The sequence below is a fragment of the Mycobacteroides immunogenum genome, from assembly GCF_001605725.1.
Lineage (GTDB): Bacteria > Actinomycetota > Actinomycetes > Mycobacteriales > Mycobacteriaceae > Mycobacterium > Mycobacterium immunogenum.
In genome coordinates this window covers 4,610,313-4,636,291 of the sequence record NZ_CP011530.1, presented here as the reverse complement: position 1 = coordinate 4,636,291, position 25,979 = coordinate 4,610,313, and the positions used below count along the sequence as shown (strand labels likewise).

Below are 25,979 nucleotides of genomic sequence, written 5' to 3'. Positions count from 1 at the left end.
GCGCTCCTGGAACTGAGCTGCCACGGCGGCCGGTCCGGCAGCGGGCGGGATTGGCGGCATGAAGTGGGCGATCGCCAGCCAACCGGTGCCGAACACCAACAAATAGGCAAGGCCGCACCAGGCACTCGCACGCTCCAATAGACGGTCCTGCATATTCCGAAACTCCTTGTGACGTAGCCCTATACGGAAGATGACCCGGTCATTGCCACGCGCCACACGGTAGGCCTCATCGCATCAACCGGTTGTGGATTGCCGCCGTCCGGCGACGGAAGTAACCGATGGGTAATATAAGGCGGCCTCGAGTGCTCCGTCAATACCCGGCCTCGGGCTGCGCGGCACCGCAAGATCTTCGGTGAGCGATGAGAAATGCTTGGCGGATTACCGGGCGTCGGTGGCACCCTGGAACTCATGGGTCAGGTGTATGCGGAGATCGACGACAAGCTGGCACGCTGGCTGACCGAGCAGCCGGTGTTCTTCGTGGGTACCGCGCCGAGCGGCTCCGAGGGGCACGTGAACGTTTCGCCCAAAGGCATGGCCGGAACCTTCGCGGTGCTGGGGCCCCGTCAGGTGGGCTACCTGGACTACTTCGGCAGCGGCGCGGAGACCATCGCGCATGTACGCGACAACGCGCGCATTGTGCTGATGTTCTGCTCCTTCGACAAGCGGTGCCGCATCATTCGGCTGCACGGCCGGGCGCGAGTGGTGCAGTTCAACGAGCCCGAGTACCCGCGGTTGCGCTCCAGTTTTTCCAATGACCTCGAAAAGGGTGTTCGCTCAATCATTTTGGTTGACGTCATGCGGGTGGCCGACTCGTGCGGGTACTCGGTTCCGTTGATGGATTTCGTGGGTCATCGTGATGTGTACGAGAAGCATGTGGAGAAGCTGCCCGCGGAGAAGCTCACCTACGAGAGTGCGCTGGAGTCCAACGGCAGCTCGATCGATGGACTGACCGCGTTTCGGTAGCCGTCACGCGGGACGACTAACCCGACATTGATCTCGCCGCACCCTTGACAAGTAGCCGGGCGTGTCACACCCTTGGTTTACGTTTTCGCGTCATGCGTAAGCGACAAGCGAAGGGTGATGCCAATGACGGCACCCGACGCGGGAGCCTACCCGCGCCGACGTCCGAAGGTCAGCTACGGAGCGAGTGCGGTGGTGACCGGTGCGGGCAGCGGTATCGGCCGCGCTTTCGCCCAGATGCTCGCCGCTCGTGGCGGCCGTGTGGTCTGCGCCGATATCGATATGGGCCGCGCTCAGGAGACCGTCGACATCATCGGGGGCGGTAAGGCCCATGCGGTGTCCTGTGACGTCACCTCGTACGACCAGGTCAGCGAGCTGGCGAGGGCGTCCGAAGGCTGGCTGCGGCAGCCCGCGGACCTGGTGATCAACAACGCCGGAATCGGCACCGGCGGTCGGCCCGTCGGTGCCATGTCGATGTCTGACTGGGAGAGCACCCTGGCGATCAACCTGTGGGGCGTCATCTACGGCTGCCAGGTATTCACTCCGTTGCTGCGTGAGCAACGATTCGGGGGCATCATCAATGTCGCCTCAGCCGCAAGCTTCGCTGCCGCACCGCTCATGGCTGCGTACAACGTGAGTAAGGCGGGTGTGCTGGCGTTATCGGAGACGCTGTCCGCCGAGCTGAGTGGTGCTGGCGTCAAGGTCACGGTGCTGTGCCCGACGTTCGTCAAGACCAACATCGTCAACGACGGCCGCATTAGCGGTTCGGTCAGTGGCCTGGCCGCCTCGGTGATGAAGTACACCGGCGTTTCGCCGGAACGGATCGCGCGGGCAACACTCGACGCCCACGATCGTGGGCGTTTCTATGTGGTGCCGCAGCTCGATGCCAAGTTGGTGTGGCACCTCAAAAGACACACCCCGAACCCGTATCGCTGGGGTGCCGGTCTGATCGGCCGGATGATGCCCGCGCCCGTCGACGCCAAAGAACTACTCGGAGCGGACGTGCGGTGATGACCATGCATACGGATGTCGCAATCATCGGAGCGGGATTCAGTGGGCTGAGCGTGGCTGCCGGACTGAAGCGTTCAGGTATCCACAATTTTGTGCTGCTGGATCGCGATGCGGCGCAGGATGATACGTGGCGTGACGACACCATTCGGCTGTTCGGTCTGGGCAAGCACATGCGGTTCGGCCACCAGGTGACCGCTCTTGTCTACGACGAGAACGACGGGCGCTGGGATGTTGAAATCTCCGGGGGAGAAGACCTGTCGGTGAGATCGGTGGTGCTCGCCATCGGTTCACGACGAGAAGCGGACCCGACGGTCCCTGGTATCGAGGCCTATACCGGGACGGTCGTGCGAGGCCAGGAATTCAGGGACGTTGTCCTGGCCGGTAAGCGGGTAGCTGTGGTTGGCAACGGCGCCGCCGCAGCTACCCTGCTTCCCGATATCGTGCGAGAAGCCGCCGCGGTCAAGCTTTTCCAAAGCTCGCCCGACTGGATACTGCCTCGGCCGACATCGCGTGTGGCCCGGTTCCTGAGAGATGTCCCCGTTGTCCGGAACGCCGCCCGGCAGGCATGGTTCGCGGGACGTCGACCGCAACGCGTGGGACTGCTGGAGCTGCTGGCGCAGAACAATCTTCGCCAACACATTGACGACCCGTGGACGCGTCGCCAGCTGACGCCGTTGCCCCTCACGGGGCGCCCCAATGTGGTGATCGCCGACGAGTTCTACACGGCGCTGCGCGACCCCAAGTGCAAGCTGATCACGTGGCCCATTGCCCGCTTCAGCGCTGCCGGCATCCGGAGCGTGGAAGGTATTGAACACCACTGCGATGTCATCGTTTTCGTGTCAGCACCCGGGGAGTCGGAGCCTACCCAGATCCCGGTGCACGGGGTGGCGGGGCGCGAGCTGCCGGAGTCGGACGATGTTTCGATCGCCGGGTTCCCGAATCTCTTTCAGGCTGATCCTCCTCGGCGGCAACCCGGTAGAGATGCCGTCCAGCGCGTGCACAGCCGGGTGGACAGGGTGACCGCGCGGGTCAAGGGTGCGCTACGTCCCGACATGAGTGGCGGCGTGCGGTCTGCCTCCCGGCGCACCTGGGCCACTGCGGCTGTGGCCGGGGTGGCGCTGAGACCGGTGTTCAACCGGGTGCGGCTCAACAGGTTCGGGGTCGCGGCGGCCCGCGGTGTGGTCGCCGGGACGATGGCAGTTGGCAGTCCGATGCCTGACGATGTCCGGATTTCGCGAGTCAGGGAGCGTGGGCTGCGGGGCGAGTGGGTGCACACCGCCAACACCGATCCCGATGGCCAGGTTCTTTTCTACCTTCACGGCAGTGGATATGTGGTGTGCTCGCCGCGGACTCATCGCCGGCTGGTGGCCCGATTGTCCCAGGCGACCGGACTACCGGCCTTCAGCCTCGACTACCGGCTGGCCCCGGAACATCCCTTCCCGGCAGCAGCCGACGATGTGCGGGTCGGATATCAATGGCTTCTTGACAAGGGGTATGCCGCCAAAGACATTGTCATCGCCGGTGACTCGGCCGGCGGGCACCTCGCGGTGGATCTCATCGCCGAGAACCATCGGCTCGGCGTACCGCAACCGGGAGCCATGGTGCTGTTCTCGCCGCTGATGGATCTCACGCTCGGAATGTCTGCGGAGCGAGAGCGCGACGCACCTGATCCGGTCATTTCCGCGGCTGCTGCCCGGCGCCTCGTCGATATGTACACACAGGGGCAGCACGAGGGCGATTCCCGGTTGCGGCTCTCGTTGGCGCCGGGAACCGCGCTGCCGCCCACGTTGATTCAGGTTGGTGGCCGGGAAATGATGGTCGCCGATTCCGAGCATCTCGCACTCATGATGACCCGTGCCGGCGGGCAGTGCGAACTGCAGGTGTGGCCGGGGCAGATCCACGTGTTTCAGGCGCTGCCCAGATTTAGCGCGGAGGCCGGCGCGGCCGTACGCGAGGCGGGGCGGTTCATCACGCAGACCCTGACACAACAGATCGAGATCACGAGCACAGTGCAGTCCGCATAAGGAGGAATGACAATGGCCGTCGTATTGGAAGACATGCTGCAGACCATCAAGGACAAGCAGTGGGCCCTGGCCGACGTCGACTGGGAAGCGCCCGGCGCGGACACCATCAGTGCTGAATTATGGCCAAAGCTTAAGGATTTCATGGCCGATCTGGTGTGGATCGAGAACATCGGTGCGCGTGGGTTCGCCGCGCTGGCCAAGAAGGCCCCTGACCCCACTCTCGCCGAGATCTATCGCTACTTTCATGCCGAAGAGCAGAAGCATGCGAACGCGGAACTCGCGCTCATGCGGCGCTGGGGGATGCTCAGGGAAGACGAGATTCCCGAACCGAATATCAACGTGCGCTTGGCCATCGAATGGTTGGACAAGTATGCGGACGGTCTGTCGCTGACCGTCCTCGGCACGGTGATTCCGCTGCTGGAGGTGGCCCTGGACGGCGCTCTGCTGAAGTTCCTGCTGGAGGAGGTGCGAGATCCCGTCTGCCACGACGCTTTCCGGCATATCAATTCCGACGAGTCACGCCACCTCGCCGTCGATTTCCATGTCCTGGACATGATGGGGCAGGGCCCGATCCGGCGGGCTGTCATCGAGAACGTCGGCACCCTGGTCAACCCGTCTTTCTTGGTGGCCGGGCTGGTGGGTCTGGGTGCCGGGATTCCACTCATCAACCGGATCCGCAACAACATCGTCGCGATGGGGCTTAGTGAACAGCGGTTGTATGACGCCATGAACCGTTTCTCCAACGTGGGAGACCGCGGCAAGGGCACGCGGCTGTTCATCTATCGATTCCTGAAAAAGGGTTCCAAGTGGGTCATCAACCCCGAGCACCCCTACCACTATCTGGCCAATTCCATGGTCAAGGCCTCGGACCACATCCCACGCAGATGGCTTCCGGCGCAACCGTCCTGGTCCAAGGAGCTCACCTATGAGGCCACGGCATGAGTGCGCGCCGCCGCAGGACGAAAGGGTCCGACCGCGGCGTCGATCACGAAGTCGTCATCATCGGTGCCGGGTTGTCCGGTATCGGCGTCGCCCGCGACCTGCTGCGCGCCGGTGTCACCGGTGTCACCATCTTCGAGCGCGCCACGGCTGTCGGCGGCACCTGGCGCGACAACGTGTACCCCGGTATCGGCGTGGATGTTCCGGCGCAGGCATATCAGTTCCGGGAGGCATGCAACCCGGACTGGTCCCGGTTCTACGCCAAGGGCCCTGAGGTACTGGCATATGTGGAACGGTTGACCGACGACTTCGGTGTACGCGGACTGATCCAGTTCAACAGCGAAGTAGGGGAGCGCCATTGGGACGACGACGCCGATCTGTGGCGCCTGAAGGTGAACGGCAAGAACGTGACAGCGCGATTCGTCATCGTGGCGGCGGGGCCGTTCCCGGAGCCCAAACCAGCGGAGTTGCCGGGCCTCGACGATTTCGCGGGCACCATCGTGAAGTCGGCATCCTGGGATCAAAGCATCGACCTGGCAGGCAAGCGTGTCGCCATCATCGGCACCGGAGCCAGTGCCGTGCAGATCATTCCCGAGATCGCGCGCGAGGTCGGTCACCTCGATGTCTACCAGCGCACCCCGATCTGGATCTTCCCCAAGTTCGATCCGACCACGCCCGGGGCCGTCAAGACCTTCTTTCGCCGCGTGCCTTTCGCTCAGCGGCTGCTGCAGGAAGGACTGGAACTGGTCTACGCCGGGGTGCTGGTCTACGGCGTCATGTATTACGCGAACGTCAAGGTCATCCCGAAGGCGGTATCGGGCTTCCTGCGCAACGTGACCTATCGGATGGCGGTACCGGACAAGGACCTGCGCGCCAGGCTCACCCCGGACTACGACTTCGGGTGTAAGCGGCCCGCGGTATCCAGCTCCTATCTGCAGACCTTCAATCGGGACAACGTCGAGCTGATCACCGATCCGATCGAGACCATCACCCCGGTGGGTATCCGTACCCGCGGCGGGCGCGAACGCCCCGTCGACGTACTGGTCCTGGCCACCGGATTCCGGTTGTTCTACGACCCGCAGATCTACCGGGACACCCCTGTCACCGGGCGCGACGGGTTTGACCTCGGCGACTTCTACGCACATCAACTGCCGGAGAGCTATCACGGCATCTCGATTCCCGGCCTGCCCAATTACTTCCAGGTGTTCGGGCACTACGGGTGGACCGGAGGGACCTGGCACAGCGTGGTGGACACGGCGGGAGCCCACATCAGCCGGGTGATCGCCGAGGCCCAGCGTCTGGGCGCCACCGACGTCGAAGTGCGCAGGCAGGCGGCCGCGGAGTGGACCGAACAGGTTCGTGGGCGCTACGCCACCTCGCTGTTCCAGGTCGGCAACTGTGCCACCGCCAACAGCTACTACTTCGACCACAACGGTGAGTCCGCCTACATCCGGCCGATGTCCACCCAGGCCGCCCGCCGCTCGTCACGTACCTTTCCGCTCCATGACTATGCGTTTGAGGGGCAGACCGAGCCGGTGCGGGCAGTGACGATGGCGAATGGCGGGATAAGGTAACGCTCATGAGCGGCGAGACCTCCAGCCAGACAAACGGGGCCACCCTGATCCTGCTGCGCCATGGCGAGAGCCAGTGGAACGCCAAGAACCTGTTCACCGGCTGGGTCGATGTCGACCTGACGGAAAAGGGCAGGTCCGAGGCGCAGCGCGGTGGCGAGTTACTCGCTCAGCAGGGGCTGCTGCCGGACATTCTGTTCACCTCGCTGCTGCGCCGTGCGATCAACACGGCACACCTGGCTCTCGACACGGCGGACCGGCTGTGGATACCGGTGGTGCGGGACTGGCGCCTCAACGAGCGGCACTACGGCGCACTGCAGGGGCTGGACAAGGCGGAAACCAAGGCCAAGTACGGCGAGGAGCAGTTCATGGCCTGGCGCCGCAGCTACGACACCCCGCCGCCGCCCATCGAGCGTGGCAGCCACTACAGCCAGGACCAAGACCCCCGCTACGCCGATATCGACGGTGGACCGCTCACCGAATGTCTGGCCGACGTGGTGACGCGGTTCGTGCCCTACTACGAGGATTCCATTGTTCCCGAGCTCCGCACGGGTAAGACCGTTCTCGTTGCTGCCCACGGTAATTCGCTGCGTGCTCTGGTGAAGTATCTCGACGGCATCTCCGACGAGGAGATCGTCGGTCTGAACATCCCGACGGGCATTCCGTTGCGGTACGACCTCGACGAGAACCTCAAACCGATCACTCCGGGCGGGGTCTACCTGGATCCGGAGGCCGCGGCCGCCGGCGCCGCCGCGGTAGCCAACCAGGGCGCGAAATAACCTCACCGCGAGTCTGGCCCCACCAGAAGATCGCCAATCGGCGAATACTCGGTGAACGCACGCCTAACACCTGTGCCGGAATATGTGACTTGCTCGGCTTTTAGCCGCACGCTGCTGGGGTGACGTTCACCGAATGCGTACGCTTTTCGCGTGACCGCCGCATCGGCCCTTCTTGTTGCGACCGCTGCGCTCGCGGCGCTTGCTGTGGGCGCGGCGCTGGGCGCGTGGTACTCGCGTCGCTCTTCGTCCCACCGCAAGGCTTCCGACGTAGCCCAGACCGGCCTGACGGTCTCTCAGATGCTCGAGCGCATCGTCGCCATCTCGCCGACCGGAGTCGTCGTCGTCGACAAGCATCAGGACGTGGTCCTGGTCAATGCCCGCGCACGGGAGTTGGGGCTGGTGCGCGACCGTCAGCTCGACGAACAGGCATGGAACGCCGCGCAGCGGACGCTGGCCACCGGTGAGGCCGTCGAAGTGGACCTGACCACCAAGCCGAGGGCGCCGGGCCGTGCGGGATTCTCACTACGCGGTCACGTGCGCAGGTTGTCCGACGCCGACACCCGCTGGGTGGTCATCTACGTCGACGACGACTCCGAGCATGTCCGCATGGAAGCCACCCGCAGAGATTTCGTGGCCAACGTCAGCCACGAGCTCAAGACGCCCGTCGGCGCGATGGGGGTGCTCGCCGAGGCGCTGCTGTCATCCTCCGATGACCCCGAGACGGTGCGACATTTCGGCGAGCAGGTGCTCGCGGAGTCCCACCGCCTGGGCAACATGGTCACCGAGCTCATCGCGCTCTCGCGGCTGCAGGGGGCCGAAAAACTGCCCGACCTGGAGGTCGTCGATGTGGACTTCGTGGTGTCCGAGGCGCTGAGCCGCTCCAAGGTGGTCGCCGAGAACGCCGATATCGCGGTCACCACCGACGCGCCCAGCGGCTTTGAGGTGCGCGGTGATCCCACCCTGCTCATCACCGCGATCAGCAACTTGGTGGCCAACGCCATCGCCTACTCGCCGCAGGGGTCGCCGGTGTCGATCAGCCGCCGCCGCCGCGGCGACAAGATCGAGATCGCGGTCACCGACCGTGGCATCGGCATCGCCAAGGAACATCAAGAGCGCGTCTTCGAACGGTTCTTCCGGGTCGACAAGGCGCGCTCCCGCGATACCGGAGGCACCGGGCTGGGTCTGGCGATCGTCAAGCATGTCGCCGCCAACCACAACGGCGCCATCAAGCTCTGGAGCCAGCCGGGCACGGGATCGACCTTCACCCTGTCGCTGCCGGTGTACGAAGACGATGTTGACGACCCCGAGACAGATACGCAGTCCGACGAAACCGCACCTCGCAAAGACGCGACCAACCACACCCAGCGATCCAACGGTCTTGCGGCCGGCGGATCATCCCCAGTACCCCCCAGCCGCTTACGCGAAGAGCACAAGGCGACTACACGAGAGGAACACGTACGTCGATGACCAGTGTCTTGATTGTTGAGGACGAAGACTCGCTGGCCGATCCACTGGCCTTCCTGCTGCGCAAGGAGGGTTTCGAGGCGACCATCGTGAATGACGGTCCCTCCGCGCTCGCCGAATTCGAGCGTGCCGGTGCCGATATCGTGCTGCTGGATCTGATGCTGCCCGGTATGAGCGGCACCGATGTCTGCAAGCAGCTGCGCGCCAAGTCCAGCGTGCCGGTGATCATGGTGACCGCGCGGGACAGCGAGATCGACAAGGTCGTCGGGTTGGAGCTGGGCGCCGACGATTACGTCACCAAGCCCTATTCGGCGCGCGAACTGATTGCCCGCATTCGCGCGGTGCTGCGTCGCGGCTCGGATTCCGAAGAGACCGCTTCCGGTGACGGGGTATTGGAAGCCGGCCCGGTGCGGATGGATGTCGACCGGCACACCGTGTCTGTGAACGGTGAAGCGATCACTCTGCCGCTCAAGGAATTCGACCTTCTTGAATATCTGATTCGCAACAGCGGCCGGGTGCTGACCCGCGGTCAGCTCATCGACCGTGTATGGGGTGCGGACTATGTGGGCGACACCAAGACCCTCGATGTCCACGTCAAGCGGTTGCGTTCCAAAATCGAGGCTGACCCGGCCAATCCGGTGCACTTGGTGACGGTGCGCGGCCTCGGTTACAAGCTCGAAGGCTGAGTCGGCTGAGCCTTATCCGGTAGGCGTTTACACTCGGACGGCAGCACGGCACGCAGGTGCGCGCGCCCCGGTCAGGTCGGAAACGTCGATGGAGCAGCTAGTGGCGCAGGAGCCCCCTCGCCGAGGACGGCCCCCCGTGTCCGGACTTGCCGACAAACGGCGTCAGCAGATCGTCGACGCCGCCTTCGCCGCGTTCACTGAAAACGGCTACGAGCAGACCAGCATGTCCGATATCGCAACCCGCGCGGGTATGGGGCAGGGCACCGTCTACCGGTATGTCGATAGCAAGCGTGAGGTCCTGGACCTGGTTTTCGACTACGGCGTGGAGCGGCTCGTCGATACCCTGGCGCTCGACGACTTTCTCGATGTGGTCGGTGGAACGGCGGGCATCGAGGAACGAAACGACATCATTATGGAGGGCGGCCGTCGGCTCTATGCGCTGGTCGATCAGGAGCCTGCGCTGCTGAAGCTCCTGACGGTGCAGTCCGCCGCGGCCGACAAGGAACTCAAACAGCGCGTCCTCGGTATCCAGGCGATGCTCGACTCGTATGTTCAGCGGGGCCTGGAGTCCGGCAGGCGCGCCGGCTGGCTACCCGAGGACGCCCACGATCACGCCGTGCTGGCCCGGCTGTTGCCGGCATTGGTGCTGCCCGGCTTCCTGCTTGCCCAAAGTCGGCATGACAATCCCGGCACGCGCGAACGTTTCGTGAGTACCGCGTCGCTGATCGCGGAGCGCGGAATCCTGCGCGAGGGTGTCATCCTGGAGCCGGGTGACGGTGATGTGGCGGCGGAAATCGTTGAAGCCGTGCATATTCCGGTGCCCGCGGCAGCAGATCGGCGCAACGAACTTCTCGATGCCGCTCTCGAATGCTTCCTATCCGAGGGCTATCACGCGGTGGGCGTGAATGAGATCGTGGAGAAGCTGGGCGTCAGCCACGGCACGTTCTACAACTACTATCAAAACAAGCGTGACTTGCTCGATGCGCTGATGGTGCGCGAGTTTTCGGCGATGGAACCCGTGCTGTCACGCCCGGTGGCCCGGCTGGACGCGCGCCGGGACATCGAACACGCTCTTGCGCAAGGATTTAGGAACGCGCTGGAGGCGGTGGCGGGGCGGTTGCCCGCGTTGATCTTCGTGTGCACCGAAGCCGCGGGGGTGGACCCGGAAGCGCTTCAGTCCATGATCCAGTTCTTCCGCTTCGCGTCGGTGCGCAGTGAGCAGTCCGTCTTCTCAATGATCGGCGCGGACCGGATCAGTCCGGAGATGGACACCGAGTTCCTGGGACAGGCCTTCGTGTCCTTACTGGTCGGCGCGGTCACCCTGATTGTCGATGACGAGGGGCGCACAGACCATATTGCCGAGTATGCGCAAGCCATCGCCGGGTTTTTGCTCTATGGTCTGAACCCAGCGCCCTAGCGGGGCGCGGGAACGAAGGAGCACTCCCATCGGCGAACCGGTTGACAACGAGGTCAACGTAACTCGGGCCGGTGTGCCGTTGCGCGCGAAGAGAGCGGCGGCACTGGGCAAAGTCGTTGCCGGCCAAGCCGTTCGTTCGGCGATCACGACGGCGATTAAGCCGATCTCGGCGGACGTGGCTGCCAGGCGGGACGCGGATATCCTGCGGTTCGCCGATGATCTGGCGGCCGTTGCGGGCTCGATGAAAGGCGCCGCGCAGAAGCTGGGCCAGCTGCTTTCGGTGGTGGATGTGGGCATCACTTCGGCGTCGGTCCGGGATGAGTTCACGGCCCGGCTCGCGCCGTTGTTCGACAACGCGCCACGAGTTCCCGATGCGGCGATGCACACGGCGCTGGAGCGTGAGCTGGGTGAGTCGCGCAGCCGGATCGAGAGTATCGATGCGAGCGCCATCGCTTCGGCGTCGATCGGACAGGTGTACCGCGGCCGCCTCGACGACGGACGGATGGTCGCGGTCAAGATCCAGTACCCGGATATCGCGTCCAAGGTCCGCGCGGATCTGAAGAATCTGCAGCTGGTCGTCAAGCTGGCGGCGAAGAAGATGCCGGCGAGCAACACCCAGGCCATCGTCGCGGAGGTACAGCGGCAGATGATGAAGGAAGTGGATTACCGGGCCGAGCTAGCCCACCATCAGCGGATTTTCGATGCGTTCCAGGGGCATCCGGCATGGCGCATCCCTGAACCGATCGCGCAACTGTGCACCGAGCACGTCCTGGTGACCGAGTACCTCGACGGTATGCCCTTCGACGGCCTTGCCGAACAGGATCAGTCGGTACGGAACCAGGTGGGGGAGGCGATCTATCGTTTCTACTGCGGCGAGATGTACCGAACCGGATTCTTCTGCGCCGACCCGCATCCCGGGAACATCATGCTGCTTCCCGACGGGCGGGTCGGATTCGTGGATTTCGGACTGTGCATGGATATGGATTACGAGGACGCCGAGGTGCAGCGCAAGGTGTTTCGGGCCCTGCTTTCCGGAGATGATGACCAGGCGTTCGAGCTTGCGGTGGCTGCGGGATTCCTGGCCGACCCGGAGGCCATGGACCGCGGCGCCGCCATCGAGTACATCCGCTCGATCAGTAGCTGGCATCTGGTGGACGGGCAGCTGAGGATGTCCCCTGAGATCGCGCGGCGCTCGGTTGCCGATGCGGTGCTGCCTTCGTCCAAGTTCTACGACGGCATCCGCAATCAGCGGTTGGTGGAAACGCACGCGATGGCTCGTCGCACCGAGATGTGTGTCGCCGCCCTGCTCGGGAAGCTCGGCGCCGAGGCGCCCTGGTCGGAGATCGCTCGCGAGTATCTCGGCATGGGTGCGGTTGCCACCGCCATGGGCGCTGGCATAGAAAACTGGTCTCAACAGCGATAACAGCCATCCTGGCGTACGTGGAGATGCCGTCTTGTATTTTTATGAATGGCATGTCAGTCTGTTAAAGACCTGTTCGCGTTCAAGAGATCACCGAGGAGCCCCGATGACGGCCAATGTCGTGCCGCTGCATCAGGAGCGCGTGGAGCCTGTGCGCTCTGAGCGAGGTTCGCTGACTGTTCTGCTGCGCTTGGGGCGGGTGGCGATTCGCGCCGTCGGATATCCCGTGATCGCGCTGTGGGCGCGGTTCCCCCATTTGCCCTGGCCGTACCGGGTCGTGGACCTGGCGGCCGTCGTGCTGCGGCCCGTGCGGGGAGTGCGCCGCACCCGGGTCCGGCTGGCCAACTGCGACGCCGAACTCATGCACCGTGGTGACTGCCCGCCGCACGGCGCGATGCTCTACCTGCACGGTGGCGCCTTTGTCGTCGGGGGTCTGAATTCGCATCGCCGGCTGATCTCGCGCATTGTCGCCGCAGCCGGGGTCACGTCTCTGGCCGTCAACTACCGCAAGCTCCCGGCGCATCCTGTCTCGGCGGCAGTGGAGGATGCGCTGGACGGGTTCCGCGCGCTCACCGAGATGGGTTATCAGCCCTCGGAGATCGTCATCGCGGGGGATTCCGCGGGTGGCTTCCTGGCGTTGGTCACAAGTCTGATCGCGCAGCGCCGCGGGTACGGTTCACCGGCCGCGCTGGTGTGCATCTCGCCACTGGTGCAACGTGATCCGGCAGGCAAGCTGGTATTGGCGTCGCAATCCAATGATCCGTTGTTCCCGGCGGCGGCACTGATCGCCATGGAACGTCTCATGCTCTCCGCGGAGAAGACCGCCGCGGGCTTCGAGGTGTTGGACAGCTTCGTCGAAGGTTGTGTCCCCACATTGGCGTGCCTGCCGCCCACGCTTTTTCAGGTGGGTAGCGACGAGATTCTGCGCCCTGACACCGAATTCGCTGCCGCGCGGCTGGCCGAGGCCGGTGTGCCCGTAGAACTGCAGATATGGAGGAACCAGGTGCACGTATTCCAGATCGCCGCCGACGTACTCGTCGACGCGAAGGCCGCCGTGGGGGAGATCTCGGCCTTTGTCGCCGCGCATGCGGGACGGCGCGCGGCATGAAGTTCACGGAGATTCGCACAGAAGGTGCCGTCGCCTTGGTCACCGGTGGTGCGCGCGGTATCGGGTTGGCTATCGCCCATCGGCTGGCGGGTATGGGCGCACGAGTAGTCATCGCCGACCTGGACGGAGCTGCCGCCGTTGAGGCGGCATGCGACGTTGGCTCCGGTGCACGAGGTTTCGCGCTGGACGTGACAGAATTCGATGAGTATCTGCGGGTGGTCTCCGAGGTCGAAGAAACCATCGGGCCCATCGACATCGTGGTGAACAACGCGGGGATCATGCCGGTGGGCCCACTGCTGGCAGAGTCCCGTGGCGTAGCCGAGGCGACCATGCGCGTCAATTTCTGGAGTCACTACATCTCCTACCAGGTTTTGGCGCCACGGATGATCGACCGGGGCAGAGGACATTTCATCAATGTGACGTCGGCGGCGGGTGCGATCCATTCACCGGGCCTGGCCAGCTATGTCGCTTCGAAGCACGCGGCCACCGGCTTCGCGCGCAGCGCCCGGGAAGAGCTTGTCGGCACCGGCGTCACGATCTCGACCGTGATGCCCTCGGCGGTTCGTACCCAACTCGTCGATGGCATCCCCTTCCGATGGTGGGAGAAGCTGGGCATCATTCCGCCCGGATGGGTGGCACGCGATGCGGTCAGCACACTGCGCCGGCGGCCGGCGGTGGTGGGTTCTCCCCGGGGCACGGTCCTGGCACTTCGGCTGCAGCACCTGGTCCCGGAGTCGCTATGGCTGCTCGCCAGGCGGGTCGTAAACGCCGACAGGACAGTTGGGCCCGTGGATCGGCGTGCCCGCAGCGAGTACGACGGCCGTATCGAGCGGCAGGTCGAGGCGGCCCGATGAATGCTCCCCATTACGAAACCGCGATTATCGGCGCCGGCATCGGCGGGCTCGGCGCTGCCATAGGTCTGAAGCGTGCCGGACTTACCGACTTCGTCATCCTCGAGCGTTCCGCGGGAATCGGCGGTACCTGGTACAACAACCACTATCCCGATGTCGCCGTGGATGTTCCCGGGATTGTGTACCAGTTCTCATTCGCGAAGAATCCCAATTGGTCGCGCACGTTCCCGAAGGGCCGCGAGGTACAGCAATACATCGCGGGCCTGGTGGATCAGTACTGCCTGAATGACCACCTGCGGTTGGGGCATGAGGTCATGAAGCGAGAATGGGACGAAGACAACCACCTCTGGCATCTCACCCTGGCCGACGGGCGTGTGATCACCTCGCGGTTCGTCATCACTGCCGTCGGGGCCTTCGTCGAGCCGAAGATCCCGGATATCCCAGGTCTGGAGTCTTTCGGCGGCAAGGTTATCCAGACCCAGAATTGGGATCATGACTATGCTCTGGCGGGCAAGCGAATCGCCGTGATCGGAACGGGTGCCACCTCGGTGCAGCTGATTCCCCAAATGGCGCGGGTGGCATCGCATCTGGACGTCTACCAGCGCCGCGCTATCTGGGTCTTCGCCAAACCTGACTTCCCGATACCGCGCGCCGCCCGCTGGGCACTGAAGTACGTTCCAGGCCTACAGTCATTGATTCGGGGGGTCGCGGCGGCCGCGGTAGAGGTCGGGTTGGTGGCGATCACGGTGTACGGCAAGCAGATAGCACCGATAACACTCATTCCGAATTGGGCGTGCCGTGCCTTTCTTTTCACGCAGGTACGCGACCGGAAGCTGCGCAAGAGACTGACCCCGGAGTATGGCTTCGGATGTAAGCGTCCCAGCGTCTCAAACATCTACTATCGGACCTTCACCCAACCGCATGTGGATCTGATAACCGACCCGATCGCCGAGATCACCCCGACGGGAATTGTCACCAAGGACGGGGTACGCCGCGATGTCGACGTGCTGGTTCTGGCGACAGGGTTTGAAATGTCGCAGAGCCCCGAGGTGTATCGGGCCCGCCCGGTGAAGGGACGCAATGGATTCGACCTCGCGGACTACTACGAGAACAACCGTGCCCGTGCGTATGAGGGTGTCACGATGCCCCAGCTGCCCAATACCTTCATGGTCTTCGGTCCGTTCGCCTGGAGTGGCAGCTCGTGGCATGTCATGGTGGAGAACGCCACCCGTATCGCGGTGCGGGTGATCACCGAGGCGCGCACACGCGGCGCCACGGCCTTCGCGGTGACGGAGGATGCCAACAACAGGTTCTTCGAGTTCATCGCGCCCAAGGCTGAGTCGACGCTCATGCATGGTCGTGCCTGCGTCAACGCTAACTCTTACTACATCGACCGTCACGGCGACTTCTCCTTCCTACGGCCCACCACGGCATATCAGTCGACACGGGCCAGTAAGAATTTCCCGTTAGACGACTTCCGCTTTGAACACTTATCGAAGACAGGCGGCAGGTCGATGGCGGAATCCGTTGCCAAAAAGTCGAATTAGAAAAATCCCAGCTTCGAGCAAGGAGGCTCATATGTCCGTGTCAACTCCAGACCACCATGTCGTTGTCATTGGCGCGGGTATCGGCGGCCTATGCGCCGGAGTGCGCCTACAGCAGTCGGGAATCAAGGATTTCGTCATCGTCGATCGGGCCGGCGACCTAGGCGGGACATGGCGTGACAACGTGTACCCGGGGATCGCGGTCGACATCCCATCGGTGATCTATCAATTCCCGTTCGCGCGTAACCCAAAGTGGTCCCGCGTCTTTGCTCCAGGATCTGAAGTGCAGGCCTACCATCAGCGGGTTGCCGAAGAATTCAATCTGCGGCCGCATTTCCGTTTCGGTGTCGATGTCCTCAACGAGGAGTGGGACGAAGAGAACCACTGGTGGCGAATGAATCTCGCGGATGGCTCGGTGATCACTGCGCGGTTTGTGATTTCGGCGATCGGTCCCTTCTTTGACCCTAAGCAGCCCGGTATCAAGGGGCTCGAGAACTTCTCCGGTACCCGCGTGACGCCCGTGAAGTGGCTGCCGGAGCACGACGTGCGCGGCAAGCGCGTGGCCGTGATAGGCACCGGAGCCACCGGCGTCCAATTGTGCGGTGCGATAGCGGACGACACCCAGACACTTACCGTGTTCCAGCGCACTCCCGTGTACTGCATACCTAAACCCGATTTCCGGATACCGGCGATAGCGCAATGGGCTCTGCGTATTCCGGGATTGTTCTCGGCGATTGAATGGGGTGCGCTGGCGGGCGGTAGTGCCGGGTTGTGGTTCATGATCCACACGCCGGGTGCGATCATGCGTCCGTTGATGCGGGCCTTCGATCGCGCGGGACGTGCGCTGTACGGGGCCTACCTACGTGCGGTGGTGCGGGACCCGGACGTGGCACGCGTACTGCTGCCGTCCTTTGGGCCCTTCGGTAATCGGCCCACCCTGAACTCCGACTTCCCGCGGGTGTTCAACAAGCCACATTGCTCGCTGGTCACCACGGCCATCGACGAGGTCGTGCCCGAGGGTGTGCGAACCATTGACGGGACGGTTCACGAGGCGGATTTCCTGATCACCGCAACAGGTTTCGATCTCTTCTCTGAGCCCGCGTCGTACAAGCGGGGACGGGTAACCGGCGCACAAGGGCGTGACCTGGGCGATTTCTTCAACACACACGGTATGCAGGCATACGAGAGTGTTTCGATCACGGGATTTCCGAATCGCTGGATCATCGTGGGGCCGTACTCATGGACCGGCAATGGGGGCTGGCACGGGCTTGCTGACACGGCGGTCACGCACATCGTGCGTGCCATCTCGCTGGCCGACGAACGCCAGGCCACCCGCATGGAGGTGCGGCAGGAGGCGCTGGACCGTTTCCATCAGAGCATGTTGCGCAACGGCAGAAATTTGAAGTACTACTTCACCGAGCTGAATCGTGGCGTGCGGTCCTACTGGAAGAACGCCGATGACGATGTACCACTGTTGCGTCCGACGACCACCTGGCAAGCGCGGCGCGCGGCGAGGAGCTTTCCGGCCGGGGATTACGCGTACGAACGGGGGCCGGCGAGCGCTGACGTGGCCGCACCGGTGCATCATTCGCAGGCTACGGTCTGACAGTGAGCTGGCCCATGCTCGCACCCGGATACCGGGTTCCCCTGGCCGACGATTCCGCCTTCGAATCAGCGGCCATTGTGCTGCGCACTACGCACACCTTTCCGGTGCCGATAGGCCAGGTGTGGGCGGCACTGGACAGCGACCACGCCTGGTCCTGGCTGCCGTTCGGTTGCGGTGTGCGCTATGACGAACCGGGCCGGCACGTCGGCATGGAACGGGAGATGGGCACGGTGTCAGCGCCGTGGCGGTTTCTGTGGATCCAGCGCGAAAGATTCTGGCGGTATGAGCCACCACACCGCATCACCTACTCGGCAGTAGCGGGCACCTGGCCGCTGCTTCGACTCTGGGCAGAGGACTACGTGCTCACTAGCATTCCCGATGGCTGCACTCTGGACTGGACCGTCGCGATAACTCCGCGCTTTGTTTCGTGGCTGCCGCTGCGGTGGCTGCAGCCGCTGTTGCGTACCGTCTTCACCTGGGGTCTACGGCCTGGCTTGCGGTCGCTCATCGAGCTGTTAGATATTCCGAACCGCACGGCTGCGGCGCGCTAGCGCCCCTGGACGCGGCGGTTGGTCTCCACCCGCTGAGCATCTGGCCAGATTGCCTTGGCGGCAGGTGAATCGCAGAAGACCGGGGAATCCTCCCAGTCCATGTCGATCGCGCCCAGGCCGGCTTGTTTGTGCACCATGCAGCTCGCCGTGAGTACCTTACGGGTGTTGAGGTCGACCTCTTCGGTGGTCATCGTCAGGGTGACGATGTGGGTGTAACCCGCCGCCGTGGGTAGGTAGAAGTCGAGATCGCGGCTGGAGAATGCTCCGCTGTTGACCACTATGTAGCCGTCGCCACTGGGGTAGACGGCCTGGCCGAACATCTGAACTCGCTCGAAGTGGGTGGTCTGCTTCTCAGCTCGCCACACCGAAAAACGGGTATTCACCGCACCATTCATGACGCGCGTGGACATGGGAATGACCATTTCGTCGCGGCCATCTCCGTCGATATCCAGTAGGCCAACGGGGGAGGGGCTGGACGGTTCCAGCAGTTCGGTGGCTTCTTGCAACGTTCTTCCGCCGGCATCCTTGATGGTGACCCGCACGGACAGCGGCGGATAGCTCGGCGCGTCGTTGTTGTCGGGCAGCGGGCGCCAGTACACGACATCGAAGGTGATTCCGGTACCGTCCGCTGCGGTGAGGCGGCAATCCGTGTGTGCCATCGGGGTTTCCGGGACAATCATGGTGGCTCTGGTGGCGCACGGTGGCAGTGCCGCCCGTGCCACCGCAGCCGGATGAATCACCTGTGCGGAAACCAGCAGGGCCGTCGCGGCGACGCCGGCGCCCCGGCCATATCTACGGCGAGACATGACCTACTTCTGACCGGGAATGACAGGCAGCGGTGGGAGGTTGGGGACAGGTGCCTTGCCGGTCCCCTGCGCGGGTGCCAGGGGACCTTCGGGAATCAGTTTCTGATCGCCCGGGTGCATGATGGTGCCGGTGGAGCTGGCGTTCTTTGGGCCGATGTCGGTGATCTGCCACCCGTTGCCGTCCTTCTTGACGGTGATCTGCAGGACCAACGTGGTCGCCCGTGGCTCCGGGTTCTGCACATTGCGGGTGGTCTGCCTGGTGGTGACCACCACCTGGTAGATACCGTTCTGCTGGGCGACGGCGTCCGCGGCGATGATCTCGCCCTTGGAGGTCACCTGTGCCTGCAGCATGATGGCCTTGAGTAGCTTCTCGGCATCGCTGTACTTGTTCTTGAGCGGTTCTGCCGCATCTTCTTTGACGTTCTTGAAGAAACCGTCGGGGTCTTCGTAACTGTAAGTGAGCGACTTCATCGCGTAGGCGGATGCCGCGTCTATGGCTGCGGTGCGCTCGGTGTCCGCCGCGCGCACGGCGGACACCGTGTCGGACAGACTCTGGTAGCGCCAGACTCCGAAAACCGTGCCCGCGATTCCGAACGCGAGCAGTCCGATTGCGATCCACTTCCAGATGTTTGGCCTGCTGTCGAGCGTGGCTGTTTCGGTTTCCGATTTGGAGGCAACGGCTTTGGCCCGCTTCGCGGGTTTGTCCTTCGTATCCTTGGCGGGGGTCTCGCCTGATCCGGCGGCTGATTTCTCCGCCAGATCTGCGAGCTCCTCGGGATCCGCGTCATCCAGAGTGAGCGTGCGCTCGTCGATGTCGGTCATGATCCGGGCCTTCCTGCTGTTGCCGATTGTGGTGCTGGTGCGTTTTTGGCCGACGGTTGCGGCGACTGGTTACCCGGCGTGGACCGGGATGTGTCGGGCTGTGGCCACTCGGGCACGCCCAGGTGGATCCGTAGGCCGCCCTGGTTGTTGAAAGTTGAATCCCAGAAGTCAAGCCAGTGCCCGGCGTCCAGCTTGACGTCACGCAGCGGAGCGACGATGGGCTCGAGAACCGTTGTGAATTCCGAGAGTGGTTCGGACAAGGCGTTGATGTAGTCGAACAGTTTGTCCACCAGATCGGTCAGTGGCTTGCCGTCACCCATGCCGGCCTCGACCAGCGGTTCGAGCTTTTCGATGACCTTCACCAGACTGCCCAGTCCGTCGATGCTGCTGGGAATGGTCTTGGCGGACTGCTTCAAGATATCGCCCGCGTGGATGTCGCCGAGCCCGTTGGTCAGGGTCGACATGTTGCCGATCACCTCGGCCAGGTAGTGCTTGTCGTCCTTGACCATTTGGGCGAATAGACGTGCGGTGGTGGCCAACTCGTCGATGGTTTTGGTGTTGTCCACAAATCCGGCGGCCACATTGTTGAGTGTTGTTTCCAGATCGTCGGCGTTCATGGCCTGCATGAGCGCATTGCCCTTCTGGAGCAGGTCGCTGACGGTGTAGACGGGGGCGGCCTTCGACGCGGGAATCACGGCGCCGTCGCTGTAATACGGCGGTTCGATACGTGTGGGTTTGAACTCCACGTACTGCTCGCCGGCTGCCGACAGATTCTGGACACTCACCTGGCTGTCAACCGGGATGGGGTAGCTGCTGTCCAGTGCTATTGATACCGCCAAACCCGATGCGGTGGCCTGAATATTCGTGACCCTGCCTATCTTGATTCCGCGCAGGGTTACTTGTGAGGTGGACATCAGCCCGCCCGAACTGTTCAGCATAAGGGTCATGCGATTGGTCTTGCTGGTGGAAGCGATATCGAGGACGCCGAAGGCCATGTAGACCGCACCGAAGAGTGAGATAACCGAGAGCACCGCAAGAGTCAGCAGAACTTTGAGCCTCATCGCACCAGTCCCATCGTCTGCATGTTTCGGATGGCCGAATCGGCGCGCTCTCCCGGGCTTATGCCCAATGTGCCGTCCGGGGTTTCGATGTCGGTGACGGTGTACTTCGGGCCGCCGTCTTTGAAGAACGGGATGATCCGGTCGCGGATGGTCCGTACCATCTTGTCGCCGAGCACGGGGATGGTGGTGTCGGCCGTCGAGGCACTGTGAATGAATGGGGTGAGGTAGGACAGGATCTGCATAAGGTTGGGGTAGTCCAGGATCTCCGCGATCTGTCGTCCGAACTCGGCACCATTGATGATCAAATCACTCAGGCTCAGTACCACTTTGGCAAGCGAAGGCAACTTGCTAGGGCCCTCGTTGAGCAGCCTCAGGTACGTACCCTTGTTGGCCCGGAAGCTTTCACTGACGTTTTGCATGTTGGTCAGGATCTTGTTGAGGGTGTCCTGATTCGTCGACAGGTCGTGAATTATCCCGGCCAGCGCTCGATGGATTCGATCGAGTTCCTCCGGTGGAGGGAAGGCACTGTTCATGTTTGCGACGGTGGTCTGCATGGTGTTCAGACTCCCGCCGCCAATCAGATTGGACATCGACCGCATGAGGTCTTCCACATTCGCGGCGGGAACGGTGTTGGCCAGGGTGATGGTGTCGCCATCCTTGAGACGGGCGGGCGCGGGTTCCTTGGGAGAGATCATGGCGATGTAGATATCCCCGAGCACGGTGGCCTGCCGGAGCTCGGCCCTGACGTTTTCCGGGAACGTGGCGTTGCCGTCGACGTCGACGTATGCCACCGGTGTGGTGCCCTTGAGCTCGACGCGGTCGAGCAGGCCGACCTGCACGCCGCCCGCGTCCACTTTCGCTCGTCCGGGCAGATTCAGCACGCTGGAGAATTCGATCTTGAGGCGATACGTGTTCTTCGGGATATAGGCCCCGGGCATGGGCATCTTGGTGGGGTCCAGCGCCTCCGACGAGCATGCGGGTACGGCGGCGAATGCCGCGGCAAAGAGGATGATCAGGACGCGTCGAATCATGACAGCGCAGCCCCCATGATCAGGTTGGTGAGCCCGAGTGTCACTGGATCCGAGGCGGTTCCGGGCGCACACGCCGCCTGGGAGCCGGGCGTGTTGCGGTCGCGCAGATTCTGGCAGATGGCACTGGCTTGCTCGGGTGAAATGGCCACGCGCGGAGGAATATAGGTGACGCCATGGGTCTTTGTGTTCGGTAGATAGATATCGTCGGCCAGCCAATTGATCACCGGTGGCAAGGTATTGAAGAAGGTGAGGATATGCGGTGTGTAGGCGTTGAGGATGTCCCGTATCCAGGGCACCAGCTTGTCGAAGACATTCTTGTAGAGCCGTCCTGCGGCGCGCTGCACCATGCCGTTCAACGTGGGAAGAATGGTTGTCAGGTAGTCGAGTCCGACCGAGAAGTTCTCCGAGATACCCGCGATCAACCGGGCGGTATCGGGCAGCGAGACGACTACGCCCGCGAATTCGTTCCAGTACTGCAACCAGTTGGAGGTGACGATCGCACTGTTCTCGAAGAGCTGGCGGTAATCGGCATCGGCTTTGTAGGGGTCACCCACCATCTTGGTGAGACTGTTCAGCATCTCCTTGAAGCCGGGTCCCACCCCGTCGAGCGATCTGGCCGCCCCTTTGAGGGTTTTGTTGAGTGCCTGCACCCCCGGCGAGTTCGCGGGATCTTGCCCGGGTGCTGCCTGCATCAAGGTGTCCGCGAGTTCACCGATCGCTGAGAACGATTCGGTGACGGTCACCGGCGTTCTGGTGTTCTCGATCGAGATGCACTGATTACCGATGAATTTGGGGCCTTCGCTCCATGACCTGGTCAGTTCGATACTGCGGTTGGTGATCACCGACTGCGAGTAGCTTGCCGCACCGACGTCGGCGGGTAGGTCCATATCGTTGGGGATCTCGAAATCGACCTCAACGTGATCAGGTTTGTTGGTTACCGCGGTCACCGTCCCGATCTCGACGCCGAGCAACAGCACCTTGTTGCCCTTGTACAACCCGGAACCGTCACGGAAGTCCGCGCAGAGGGACCTGGTGTTGTCCAGGAACGGGATATGGGCATTGCCCAGGTACGGCATCACCATGTTCTTCACGGCGGGAAAGACTGTGCGGGCACCAAAAATTCCCGCGATGGCGAGTACCGCGGCCAGCACCAGTGCGGCAGCGGTTACCAGACCTGCGCGTGCGGCCGGGCGCATGCCCGCCAGGCGGGTCAGGATCTTGTCTACGAATACGGGCTGTGTCATCAAGGGCCTCAACAGAACCTGAAGAAGTGCGGTAGGCAGACGTCTTGTCCGGGTATCACGCGGTCGTTCTCATTGATGGTGATGCCATTGCCGCTGAGCATGGGTAGGACGATTCCGACGAGCTGGCCCCACTGTTCGGCGGCCTTACCGAGTTTCTCGGGGTACTTGGTGAGCGTGTCGACGATATCGTCGAGGCCGTTGAGCATCGGTTCGTAATCGCGCGCGTAGGCCTTGAAGAATCGGTCGAAAAGCCGGATGAGATCGCGCAACAGTACGAAGACCTCGATCAGATCGGTGGTGGACTTGCTGTATTTGGCACCGAGTTTGGACATCGTGGTGACGATCTTGGCGAGTTGCTCCTTGCCTGTTTTGAAGGCGCGGAGGTACTCGTTGGCGTAGTTCAGGGTGGCGTGGAAGTCCTCGGTGGTGGGCGCCAATGCGCTGATGAGCGACTGGGAAGACTGAAAGAAGTCACGTAAACCGTTGGGGTACTTGTCGACTGCGTTTGCGACTTCCATCAGACTGTCGTGGATTACCTTGGCATCCACCTTCTTCACCACGGGGGTGAACTTCTGGAACAACTCGTTGATCTCGAAGGGTACGGTGGTGCGCTCGGGCGGGATGGGCGTGCTGCCGAGCGGAATGGAACCTTCCGGGTACAGGGCTACGTAGTGGCCGCCCAGCGGGGTAAGCATACGGATGTCGGCACGGGACTCAGACCCGACCGGTACCGCATGGTCGACGGTGAAGGTGGCCTCTACCAAGGATTTATCGATACGCACGGTCGATACCTTGCCCACCGAAATACCGGCGATCCGAACGTCGTCGCCCGCACGTAACCCGCCCGAGGCGCGCAGGTGCAGCGCGTAGGTATTCATACCGCTGGTGTTGACGAATGCCACACCGGTGGCGGCGAGCACCGAGGCGATCACGAGGACACCGATGAGGCCGTTGCGGCGATTACGTTGAGCGGCCGCGTGTTCGTCGAGTATCGGCCGGTTTCTGGCGAAGATCCGCGTGAGGGCGTTCACTTGCACACCACCAGATCCTGGTTAGCGAAGGACACCTCGCCGATGCCGGGCATTTTGACAATGCCGTTCTTGCACTCGTAGGCGGTGGGCGGTGCCGTCTTCTCCTCGATGAGTGCGTCGCGCATCCCCTGTACAAGATCGGGAATCAGGGAGAGCCCGGCCATGATGGTGGGTGTTCCCGGGGTGGTTCGGCTCGCGACGTCGTACAAGGGCAGCTGCGCGCCGTCGACCGTGTTCTCGATGTAGCGCAGCATGCTCACCGATCTACGCAGTACCGGCAACGCATCGGCACCTGCTCTGTTGAACTCATCGGCTTGTTTCTCGAAGGGCGCCAGTACGTCGTTGAGGTCGTTGATCAGATAGAACAGCTGATCGGAGGTGCCGCCCAAATCCTTGGAGATATCACCGAGATTCGTGACGATGGTTTGCAGCGCCGCCTGGCGATCGACAGAGAGTTTGAGAACCGCGTCGATATCGCGCAAGATCGGTCCGATTCCGCGTTGATCCCCCTGGATGAGCTGCAGGATGTTCTCTGTCAGCCTGTTGAACTGCGCAGGGTCCAGCGTCTCGAATATGGGGCGAAAACCATTGAACAACTTGGCAATATCGAATGATGGAATGGTCTGCCCGAGCGGTATGGTGGCACCGGCCGCCAGGGGAGCGCTAGGGGTCGGAGCTTGGGCGATCTCTACATACCGCTGGCCGACCAGCGACTGGTATCGGATCGCGATGGTGGTGTTCTGATAGAGCGGATGGTCGGTCAGCACGTTGAAAGTGACGCGCGCGTTCTTGCCGTCCAGGTGAATCTTTTCGACCTTGCCCACCTGAACACCGGAGATGCGGACGTCGTTGCCAACGATCAGCCCCGAGGCGTCGGTGAACAGAGCGTCGAAGCGCCGCACCGGGCCGTTGACCGGCGTGCGCAACGCGTTCACGATGATGAGGGTCAACACCACCGCGACCGCGAGGACGGCAGTCAGGCCGACCATCAGCAAGGCAATCCGTTTCATCGTTGCCCTCCAGCGGCTTGGCCGTCGGGTGTCATGGGTAGTGCCGCACCCAGGCCCGGGGCGGTGTCCATGATCAGCTGAACATTGAGGCGCACCTTGCCGTTATCTACGGGGAAGGCGGCGGTGGTGCGATCCAGCAGCCCGTTGAGCCTGTCGTACGCCGGCGCGAGGCTGCCCAGGAAGTAGGTGTACGGCACCGCCAGATCCATAACCGACCGGATCAGGGGTACCAGCCAATCGTTGTTCGCACGCAGGCCATCGCCGGCCGACTTCAGCAGGTCTGACAGTGAACCGAGTGCGGCGGAAGCCCTTTCGGTGTTTCCCGGGCCGACCATGAAGTCGAGGCTGTCCAGCAGTTTGTTGGTGGACCCGATGACCGGGACGAAATCGTTGGTGCCCTCGATCAGCGAGGCCATGACGTCCAAAGTCTTTGAGAATGGCACCTTCTGCGTATCGGCGATCATCGCGAACAGGTCCCAGAAAGATTTCACGACGGGGCCGGTCAGGTCGGCGTGCCGCTCGAACGTGGCGATGATGGCGTTGAATTGTGGGGTGTCCAGAATCGCGCCCAGCCGCTGACCCATGCGGAGGAACCCGGTGATGGATGCTGCCTGGACGTCACTGCTGATCTCCAGCACACCACCGGATTTCAGTGGCTCACCGATACCGCTGCTGACCAGCTCGACGGCTGCCGTGCCGAAGATGTTCGACGAAGTGAACTGGGCCTTGGTATCGGAGGTGAGCGCCCTGGCCTGCCTGCCGTCCAGGATCACCGTCATGCGCTGCTTGTTGTACCCGGTGGTCTGTAGGGATTTGACCTGCCCGATGTTGTAGCCGCGATACTTGACCTCACCGCCCGGGCCCATGCCTTCACCGATGGTGTTGGTGATCAGGGTAAGTTCGAAAGGCTCACCGTAGCTGCCGATTCCGGATTGATAGAGGGAGTAGCCGCTGGCGGCGACTACCGCGGCAAGCGCTACCCCGCGGAGCTTGAGAGCAACCGGTCCCGCGGACCGTCCACTCGGGTCTTTATAGATGGCCAC

The 25,979-nt window shown here is 62.9% G+C and carries 23 protein-coding genes; 15 read left to right on the top strand and 8 right to left on the bottom strand.

Features of this window, described 5'->3' with window-relative positions; translation table 11 throughout:
* The first annotated feature begins 408 nt into the window (after positions 1–408).
* The 15 genes from ABG82_RS23025 (at position 409) to ABG82_RS22955 (ending at position 17,931) form a co-directional block, all read left to right on the top strand.
* Positions 409–963, top strand: coding sequence for a pyridoxamine 5'-phosphate oxidase family protein (locus ABG82_RS23025; RefSeq protein WP_043077086.1), 555 nt, complete (start codon positions 409–411; stop codon positions 961–963).
* A gap of 123 nt (positions 964–1,086) precedes the next feature.
* Positions 1,087–1,971 (top strand): SDR family NAD(P)-dependent oxidoreductase, encoded by an 885-nt coding sequence (locus ABG82_RS23020; RefSeq protein WP_043076916.1) that lies wholly within the window; start codon positions 1,087–1,089, stop codon positions 1,969–1,971.
* Positions 1,971–3,995 carry an alpha/beta hydrolase fold domain-containing protein gene (locus tag ABG82_RS23015; RefSeq protein WP_043076917.1) on the top strand — a complete coding sequence of 675 codons (2,025 nt, stop codon included), beginning with the start codon at positions 1,971–1,973 and terminating at the stop codon, positions 3,993–3,995. The genes ABG82_RS23020 and ABG82_RS23015 overlap by 1 nt, the downstream gene beginning before the upstream one ends.
* A 12-nt stretch (positions 3,996–4,007) precedes the next feature.
* Entirely contained in the window at positions 4,008–4,937 is a 930-nt protein-coding gene (locus ABG82_RS23010; protein WP_043077087.1) for a ferritin family protein, read from the top strand.
* Complete coding sequence (locus tag ABG82_RS23005) at positions 4,934–6,508, top strand: flavin-containing monooxygenase (RefSeq protein WP_043076918.1); 1,575 nt, start codon at positions 4,934–4,936, stop codon at positions 6,506–6,508. Before ABG82_RS23010 ends, ABG82_RS23005 begins: the two co-directional genes overlap by 4 nt.
* A gap of 5 nt (positions 6,509–6,513) precedes the next feature.
* Complete coding sequence (locus tag ABG82_RS23000) at positions 6,514–7,284, top strand: phosphoglyceromutase (RefSeq protein ID WP_043076919.1); 771 nt, start codon at positions 6,514–6,516, stop codon at positions 7,282–7,284.
* A 150-nt stretch (positions 7,285–7,434) separates the two neighbouring features.
* The gene (locus ABG82_RS22995) at positions 7,435–8,751 is read left to right on the top strand and encodes a sensor histidine kinase (RefSeq protein ID WP_043076920.1); all 1,317 of its coding nucleotides are present in this window, start codon (positions 7,435–7,437) and stop codon (positions 8,749–8,751) included.
* Positions 8,748–9,434 (top strand): response regulator transcription factor, encoded by a 687-nt coding sequence (locus tag ABG82_RS22990; RefSeq protein WP_005062021.1) that lies wholly within the window; start codon positions 8,748–8,750, stop codon positions 9,432–9,434. Before ABG82_RS22995 ends, ABG82_RS22990 begins: the two co-directional genes overlap by 4 nt.
* 136 nt (positions 9,435–9,570) lie before the next feature.
* Positions 9,571–10,851 carry a TetR/AcrR family transcriptional regulator gene (locus ABG82_RS22985; RefSeq protein ID WP_043076921.1) on the top strand — a complete coding sequence of 427 codons (1,281 nt, stop codon included), beginning with the start codon at positions 9,571–9,573 and terminating at the stop codon, positions 10,849–10,851.
* A gap of 73 nt (positions 10,852–10,924) precedes the next feature.
* On the top strand, positions 10,925–12,274 hold the full coding sequence (locus tag ABG82_RS22980) for an ABC1 kinase family protein (protein ID WP_043076922.1): 1,350 nt from the start codon (positions 10,925–10,927) through the stop codon (positions 12,272–12,274).
* 103 nt (positions 12,275–12,377) lie between these two features.
* A complete protein-coding gene (locus ABG82_RS22975) occupies positions 12,378–13,379 on the top strand; it encodes an alpha/beta hydrolase (RefSeq protein WP_043076923.1) in 1,002 nt (333 codons plus the stop codon).
* On the top strand, positions 13,376–14,233 hold the full coding sequence (locus tag ABG82_RS22970; protein WP_043076924.1) for an SDR family NAD(P)-dependent oxidoreductase: 858 nt from the start codon (positions 13,376–13,378) through the stop codon (positions 14,231–14,233). Before ABG82_RS22975 ends, ABG82_RS22970 begins: the two co-directional genes overlap by 4 nt.
* The gene (locus tag ABG82_RS22965; protein ID WP_043076925.1) at positions 14,230–15,777 is read left to right on the top strand and encodes a flavin-containing monooxygenase; all 1,548 of its coding nucleotides are present in this window, start codon (positions 14,230–14,232) and stop codon (positions 15,775–15,777) included. Before ABG82_RS22970 ends, ABG82_RS22965 begins: the two co-directional genes overlap by 4 nt.
* 31 nt (positions 15,778–15,808) lie before the next feature.
* Positions 15,809–17,380, top strand: a complete 1,572-nt coding sequence (locus ABG82_RS22960; protein ID WP_043076926.1) for a flavin-containing monooxygenase — start codon at positions 15,809–15,811, stop codon at positions 17,378–17,380.
* Between the two features lie 14 nt (positions 17,381–17,394).
* Complete coding sequence (locus ABG82_RS22955; protein ID WP_043077088.1) at positions 17,395–17,931, top strand: SRPBCC family protein; 537 nt, start codon at positions 17,395–17,397, stop codon at positions 17,929–17,931.
* On the opposite strand, the gene ABG82_RS22950 is transcribed toward ABG82_RS22955, so the two are convergent.
* The 8 genes from ABG82_RS22950 to ABG82_RS22915 are packed head-to-tail and all read right to left on the bottom strand — an operon-like array spanning position 17,928 to position 25,979.
* Positions 17,928–18,737: a hypothetical protein gene (locus ABG82_RS22950; protein ID WP_043076927.1), complete on the bottom strand. Its 810-nt coding sequence runs from the start codon at positions 18,735–18,737 to the stop codon at positions 17,928–17,930. The genes ABG82_RS22955 and ABG82_RS22950 overlap by 4 nt on opposite strands.
* A gap of 3 nt (positions 18,738–18,740) precedes the next feature.
* Positions 18,741–19,559: a hypothetical protein gene (locus ABG82_RS22945; RefSeq protein ID WP_043076928.1), complete on the bottom strand. Its 819-nt coding sequence runs from the start codon at positions 19,557–19,559 to the stop codon at positions 18,741–18,743.
* Positions 19,556–20,620 (bottom strand): MlaD family protein, encoded by a 1,065-nt coding sequence (locus ABG82_RS22940; protein WP_043076929.1) that lies wholly within the window; start codon positions 20,618–20,620, stop codon positions 19,556–19,558. Before ABG82_RS22940 ends, ABG82_RS22945 begins: the two co-directional genes overlap by 4 nt.
* On the bottom strand, positions 20,617–21,651 hold the full coding sequence (locus ABG82_RS22935) for an MlaD family protein (protein ID WP_043076930.1): 1,035 nt from the start codon (positions 21,649–21,651) through the stop codon (positions 20,617–20,619). Before ABG82_RS22935 ends, ABG82_RS22940 begins: the two co-directional genes overlap by 4 nt.
* Complete coding sequence (locus ABG82_RS22930) at positions 21,648–22,895, bottom strand: MlaD family protein (RefSeq protein ID WP_043076931.1); 1,248 nt, start codon at positions 22,893–22,895, stop codon at positions 21,648–21,650. The genes ABG82_RS22935 and ABG82_RS22930 overlap by 4 nt, the downstream gene beginning before the upstream one ends.
* 8 nt (positions 22,896–22,903) lie before the next feature.
* Positions 22,904–23,908, bottom strand: a complete 1,005-nt coding sequence (locus ABG82_RS22925; RefSeq protein ID WP_078343835.1) for an MlaD family protein — start codon at positions 23,906–23,908, stop codon at positions 22,904–22,906.
* 14 nt (positions 23,909–23,922) lie between these two features.
* A complete protein-coding gene (locus ABG82_RS22920) occupies positions 23,923–24,936 on the bottom strand; it encodes an MlaD family protein (protein WP_043076933.1) in 1,014 nt (337 codons plus the stop codon).
* Entirely contained in the window at positions 24,933–25,979 is a 1,047-nt protein-coding gene (locus tag ABG82_RS22915) for an MlaD family protein (protein ID WP_043076934.1), read from the bottom strand. The genes ABG82_RS22920 and ABG82_RS22915 overlap by 4 nt, the downstream gene beginning before the upstream one ends.